Raw genomic sequence first — 6,588 nt, forward strand, 5'->3', positions numbered from 1 at the left:
CGTGCACCCGCGATGCGGCGGGCCTGACGGCCCGCCCGTGGGTGCGTCAGGCCAGCAGGCCCAGGCGCTTCAGGAATGCCATCTGGCTTTCCAGGATCTTTGTCGCGTTCGGGTTGTTGCCGGCCGCTTTCTGCCACGTCTGCACGACCTGTGACCGCGCCTGGGCAAGTTCTGCCGGGTCAAAGGCGCTGACCGTGACGCCCTGCGCCTTGAAGGCCTCCAGTGCCTTGCCGTCGGCCACGAGAATATGCTGGCGCAGCGCGGCGGATGTCTCGCGTGCGGCCGCGGCCAGCGCGGCCTTGTATGGCGCGGGCAAGCGCTCGTAAGCGGCCCGATTGGCCACATAGCTGGTGGCCGTGGTGGGTTGGTGCGGGCCAGGCATGATGATGTACTTGGCCACTTCGCCCAGCCCGGCTTCCAGGTTCGCCGTGAGGTCGCCCCGGTCGGCCAGGTCGATCACCCCCTTGTCCAGCGCCGAATAAACCTCGCCGGTAGGCAGCGGGGTCACCGCGACGCCCAGCGAGCCCATCACAGTCGAGGCCAGGCCCACGAAGCGTCCCTTCTTGCCGCGCAGATCGGCCATGGAATTGATGGGCACCTTCGAATGGATGGGCTCCGGACCGTACACCGTCGGAGCGATGTAGAACAGCCCGGCCGGCGCATACGCCTCGCGAGCGAGGTCCAGTCCGCCCAGTTCATAGAACCATGCTTCGTACTGGTCAGCTTCCGGAAAGCCGAATGGCACCGTGCTCGTGAATGCCAGCCCTGGAATCTTGCCGGCTTCGTAGCCGTCGAACGTCTTCATCATCTGGAAGGCGCCGCCCCGTACTGCGTCGAAGGCCTGGTTGGCGGGCACCAGCTGGCCGGCAGAGAACAGTTCGATCTTGAATTTGCCATCGGTCAGTTCACCGACTCGCGTGACGAAGCGTTCTTCGAATTTCTGCGGCGTGGTGCCGCCATCCCACAGGGCCTGCATGCGCCAGGTCACGGCTTCCTGGGCGTGTGCGGGCATCCCGGTCGATATGCCGGCCGCGCCTAGTGCGCCCAGTCCCAGAGTCTTGATAGCCGAGCGGCGATCGATGGTCTTCATATCTCCTCCTTTGATGTTCTGAGTGGGATCCGTCGTTCCAGCGTGGTAGCACACGCCGGTCGGGGCGGGCCCCATGCGGTTCGCCTTGTCCTGGCAGATGGGATAATCGGCGCTTATCCGGGACAAAACAAGGTACAGTTGACGGGTAAGTCGTAAAACTGTCCCAGATACACGATTGGTACACATTCACGTCAGGAGTGGTCATGAGCCGGGTTGGCGCCATCGTTGAACAGATCGCGGAGCGGGTGGCCCGAGGGATGCTCAAACCCGGGCAGCGCCTCCCGTCGGTGCGGGCGGGAGCGGTCGAGCACGGGGTTTCCAAGAACACCATGGCCGACGCGTATGACAGACTGGTCGCCATGGGGCATTTGCAGGCCAGGCCCGGGTCGGGCTACTACGTTGCGGCCAGCCGTCCCCTGTCGTCCGAGCAGCGTTCGCGTCACGTCGCGCAAGCGATAGACACGGTGTCGCTGCTGCGCGAGCAGTTGGTGCAGCACTACGAAGTGCGCGTGGGCGATGGTCGCCCACCTCCATCCTGGATGGAGCGTTTTGACCTGAGCCGGCCGTCCGGCGGCGCCAGAACGGCGCGCAATACCGACATCGGGCACGGCTATGGCAATCCCTGGGGCTACAAGCCCCTGCGCGAGCGCATCTCGCTGACCTTGGCGGAACGGGGGATTCAGGCCGAAGCGGATCAAGTGCTGCTGACGCACGGCGCCAACCACGCTCTTGATCTGGTAGCCCGCCAGCTGCTCGAGCCCGGTGACGTCGCCCTGGTCGATAGTCCCGGGTATTACCCGTTGTTCGGCAAGTTGAGGTTTTCCAACGTGAAGCTGGTCGGCGTGCGTCGTCGCGCCGACGGCCCCGATCTGGACGACCTTGCCCAGAAAGCCGCCGAATACAAGCCCAAGGTGTTCTTCACGCAGTCGCTGGCCCACAACCCGACTGGCGGATCCATGACCTTGCCTGTCGCCCATCGAGTGCTGCAGACTGCGGCGCAATATGGCTTCTACATCGTCGAAGACGACCCCTTCGCCGACATCCTGCCGCCCGAAAGTCCGCGCTTGGCCACGCTGGACCAGCTCGAGAGGGTGATCTACGTAGGCACTTATTCCAAGACGCTGTCAGCCAGCCTCAGGGTGGGGTATCTGGCGGCCAACGGCACATTGGCGAACGCCTTGTGCGACCTGAAAATGCTGACCCTGGTCAGCACATCCGATTACGTCGAGCGCGTGGTCTTCGATCTCATAGCCAGCGGCCAGTACCTGAAACACCAGCGGCGTCTCAAGGCCCATGTCGAGCGCGCCACCCGTGCGGCTGTGGTGGCGCTCAAGAGCGCCGGCCTGGCGCTGCCGTATGCGGCTGGGGGCGGCTACTATTTGTGGGCGCGCCTGAAGCCCGGGCAAGACGAACTGGCGCTGGCAAGCGCGGCGTCGGATGCCAGCATCTTCCTTGCCCCGGGTGCCATCTTCATGCCCGACCGCGGGCAGTTGACGTCGGCCTTGCGCGTGAACATCGCCTACGCGACTGACCCGCGCTTTCTCGACTTCATGAAGCGTTGTCTGGGCCGCTAGGCGCGGCCAGCGGCGCGGCGTCCGGCGACGACGCGCCGCGCGGATTGCGCGCGAGCACCAGCGTCGAGGGCGATGCGAGCGGCAGCCTGGCCGCCGCCATGCGGGCCAGTATGTCGTACAGCAGGGCGCTTCGCACACCGTACGTGCTGCGGGGCGAGCTGACGTAGCCGCGCGCATTGAACATCAAGTGCCCGTTCTCGATGCCTTCCAGGAACACGTCGGCCGGCGGAGCGTCCAGAATGCCCTCGTGGGCATTGAAGGCCTCCAGCATCAGGGCACGCACGCGTTCGGCATCCGCATCCAGGGGCATGGGCAACTTCACCTGCACCAGCCCCAACGGGTTCGCGTGCGTGACGTTGCGTACCGTCTTCGTCACGAACTCGGAGTTCGGCACGATGACGGTAGAACGATCGGACATCTGTATCTCGGTGGCTCGTACATTGATGCGCAGGATGTCGCCTTCAACCCCACCCAGCGACACCCAGTCGCCCACTTTCACGGGGCGTTCCGCGAGCAGTATCAGGCCGGAAACAAAGTTCTGCACCACGGCCTGTAATCCGAAGCCGATGCCAACAGACAGCGCGCTCGCGATCCATGCAACCCTTTCCAGCCCTATGCCGAGGGCCGACAACGCAAGCGCCACGGCCACGACGATGCCTGTATAGCCAAACAATGTGGCCGCCGACAGCTGCATGCCGGGATCGAGTTCTGTGGTGGGCAGATAGCGGTTCGCCAGCCAGCGCTTGAGCAAGCGCACCCCCAGCAGGCACAGTGCAAGCACGATCAGCGCCTGGAACAATGCGCCGGGCCGCAGATGCACCTCACCGATCTGCAGGCCGCTATGCAATTGGTCGACCCGATGCAGCAGGTCACTCGGACCTTCGCCGAATGGGGCGAGCAACAACAGAATGGCAAGCAGGGTCACGGCAACCCGCCCAATGCCGGACAGCAGCACGGCGGCCTGGCTGCGCAGCCGGTGGCGCGCATCGGATTCATCGTGCGGAGATGCGGCCAGCAGGGTGCTGAAGCCATCTTCGATCAACACGGACAGCAGGTAAGCCGAGCACAGAATCGCAAGGCTCCACAGCAATTGCTTCACGAGGAAGCTGCCGAAGGCGATGTAGCCGGCAAGCAGGCTCGCGATGCTGGCGCCCAGGACTGCCCATGCCAGCACGACCAGGGTTGATGCCCAGAACGGACGGGCGGCGACCCGGCCGTCTTCGCCCGCCTGGCGTACCTGCTGCTGCAAACGCGTGCTGCGCCGCAAGGCCCACGCAAAGACGATGGCCAGCATCAGCGCCGCCAGTGTCGTCACCGCAATCGTGGTCGTCAAGGTCGCGTTCAGCAGTACCGGCAGTTCATCGCTGAGCCATAGGGTGACGACCAGTATGCCGAGCACCAGTGGCAGCCGGCGCATGCCCTGTGCCACATCGTCGTGCATGGCGGGCAGCCGCCAGCTGGGTCGCTCGGGTGCCAGCAGCGCGTACCCGAGCCCGGCGACAAAGCCGCCGAAACAGACGACCGCCACCAGGTCGCCCAGCAGCGCCACTGTGTCGTCGGCCAGTGTGCCGTTCCAGGTAAGACCGATATTCAGCATAGCGGCGATCAATCCTGGCGTGGCTACCGCCAGAACCACGATACTCACCGCCAGGAATGATCGACGCAGTCTGCCGGGCGGCACGCGCGTGGCCGTCAGGCGCACCAGCAGGCGGCTGCAAGCCGCGCGCAGCGCGAGCACAACCGCAGCCGCCAGCGCCAGGGCCACCCATACACCGGCGGGCGTGGCTGCGGCGGCCTCGCGCAGTTCACCGGCCAGCCCCGCGAGTCGGTCCCAGTCGCGCGGCAGGTCGCCCCGCAGTTCGGACCAGAATGGCGACCCCACAATCGAATCGCGCCGCTCGCCCAGGCGTGCCTGGAACTGATTGCGCCTCAGTGTCGAGATCTGTTCGGCGGTCTGTGCAGCCTCCACTGAAAGCAGCCTCGCCAGCTTGATTTGCGAGTCCAGCGCGCGGGTGTCTTTCTGCAGTTGCGCACGCTGGGCCGCCACATCCGGTGCCTCCCGCGTACCGGACGGAGGTTCGCCGAGCTCGCTCAGGCGTGCGCTGATGCTGGCCAACTGTGGCGTCAGCGCCTCGGCCAGCGCGTCGGCCTTGGACTGCAGGTCCAACGCGTCGGTGCGCCATCGCACCAGTTGCGCATCGTCGCCGGTGTCTTCCAGTTTTTCACGGATCTGGTCGATCTGCTTGCGCGCATCGCTCAGCACTGATTCCGCCTGCGCCGCGTCGGGAGGCCGCTCCGGCTGAGGCGCCGTCGATGCAGTCGCGCACACCGCCAGGTACAGCAACAGTGCCGCCAGCAGGCGGAGCCACAGGGCGCATTGCGCGCCCACGTACGACGTCATGACGGGTAAACCTCGCGCCCGATTATCCGACGGCCAGCATAGCAAGGGCGTCAGCGGCGGTTGCAACCAAACCTGTGCAAAAGGTCGTTCCAGACATACCCCTTTACGGGGTCAACGTTTGGATTCAGAATCGCCCGTCCGAGGCGGGGCGGCAGAGAGCAGGTCACGCGATCGTTCCAGCTCGTCACGTATCCACAGGCGCAGCGCTTCCAGAGGCGGCCAGTTGCGCAATCCGGGTGGATATACCAAGTGATAGGTATCCGCCGGGGCCAGATCCACGCTGATCGCAGACACCTTCACCAGCCGCCCGGCGCACAGGGCGTCGGCCGCCAGCAATTCACGTCCCAGTCCCAGTCCCAGTCCTTGTTCCACCGCCTGCAGCATCAGGCCCGTGTCGTTGAACGTGGCCACCGGAACCACATTGACATTGAGCCCGGCCGCGGCGAACCACTGGCGCCACAACTCTTTATCGCCGAGCAGCGGCTGCCTGGCCAGCGTGGCCGGCTCCTGGTCGGGCAGGCGGGCGGCGGTGTCGGGGGAAGCCAGCACGATCATCGGCATAGGCATGTCGAACAAAGGATCGGACACCACGCCGGGCCACGGGCCGGTTCCGGAACGCAGCGCCGCGTGCAGGCCTTCGCGCTGCAAATCCGCGACCTGCTGCGAGGTTTCGATTTCCAGCGTCAGTTCAGGGTGGCGATCGCGCCAGCGCGCCATGCGCGGCAGCAGCCAGCGCTGGGCAAAAGAGGGCAGCACCGATACCCGCAGGCGCTGGCTGGCGCCGCGGGCCACCAGGCCCGCCGACTGTACGCCTTCCTCCAGCTGCGCAAGCGCGCATTGCACGCTGCGCAGCAAGGTCTCGCCCGCGCTGTTCAGCACCACGCGTCGGCCGCGCCGGTCGAACAGTTCGAAGCCCAGTTGTTCTTCCAGAACGCGTATCTGCTGGCTGACCGCGCTGTGAGTCAGGTGCAGCCGCTGTGCGGCGGCGCGCAGGTTCTGCAGTTCGCCCACGGCGCGGAAGGCGGGCAGGGTGCTCAAGGGCAGTCGGCTCATGCTGGTAAGCATAACTGACCAAATCGGCGATAACAATGCGCTATACACGCGGTTCCTGTGCTTTTAGGCTAACCAGTACGCAAATCTGGGAGACCAACATGGAAATGGAATCACGCCCACTGGCGAGCCCCCGCTACGCCGTCCCTCGCCGCAGCCTTGCCATGTGCCTCGAAGCCGCACGGCACTTCTTTCAATGGCACTGGCACGCCTATCGCGATCGCCGGGCCTGCCAGCAGACGGCCACTTTATTGAGTGAGCTCGACGAGCACCAGTTGAAGGACATAGGCGCACCCGCCTGGGCCCGCCTGCACGCGGCCGCCCTGCGTGACCTCAATCAGCGCCACCGCGAACAGTGGCTGCGCCTGTGATGCGGGCCTGGCCGGCACGGCCCCGAAATTTGGTGTATAGTCTCGCCTCTTCGTTGCCCGGGTGCAGTTTTCCAGGTGGCGGGGCCGAAGTCTTTGTTGCGA

5 protein-coding genes are annotated in these 6,588 nt (G+C 65.4%); 2 read left to right on the forward strand and 3 right to left on the reverse strand.

Annotated features, from left to right (window positions below; genetic code table 11):
- Positions 1-46 precede the first annotated feature (46 nt).
- Entirely contained in the window at positions 47-1,090 is a 1,044-nt protein-coding gene (gene dctP / locus ACV17W_RS20595) for a TRAP transporter substrate-binding protein DctP (RefSeq protein WP_462594225.1), read from the reverse strand.
- A 203-nt stretch (positions 1,091-1,293) separates the two neighbouring features.
- Between dctP and ACV17W_RS20600 the strand changes: the two genes are divergently transcribed.
- Entirely contained in the window at positions 1,294-2,664 is a 1,371-nt protein-coding gene (locus ACV17W_RS20600) for an aminotransferase-like domain-containing protein (RefSeq protein WP_462594227.1), read from the forward strand.
- Here the strand turns inward: ACV17W_RS20600 and ACV17W_RS20605 are convergent.
- A complete protein-coding gene (locus ACV17W_RS20605; RefSeq protein WP_462594228.1) occupies positions 2,639-5,065 on the reverse strand; it encodes a DUF3772 domain-containing protein in 2,427 nt (808 codons plus the stop codon). The two genes, ACV17W_RS20600 and ACV17W_RS20605, sit on opposite strands and share 26 nt — an antisense overlap.
- A gap of 111 nt (positions 5,066-5,176) precedes the next feature.
- Positions 5,177-6,130, reverse strand: a complete 954-nt coding sequence (locus ACV17W_RS20610; protein ID WP_462594229.1) for a LysR substrate-binding domain-containing protein — start codon at positions 6,128-6,130, stop codon at positions 5,177-5,179.
- 86 nt (positions 6,131-6,216) lie between these two features.
- Between ACV17W_RS20610 and ACV17W_RS20615 the strand changes: the two genes are divergently transcribed.
- The gene (locus ACV17W_RS20615) at positions 6,217-6,486 is read left to right on the forward strand and encodes a YjiS-like domain-containing protein (RefSeq protein WP_462594230.1); all 270 of its coding nucleotides are present in this window, start codon (positions 6,217-6,219) and stop codon (positions 6,484-6,486) included.
- Positions 6,487-6,588 lie beyond the last annotated feature (102 nt).

The sequence above is a fragment of the Bordetella sp. MIP270_01_BMS genome (genome assembly GCF_054958705.1).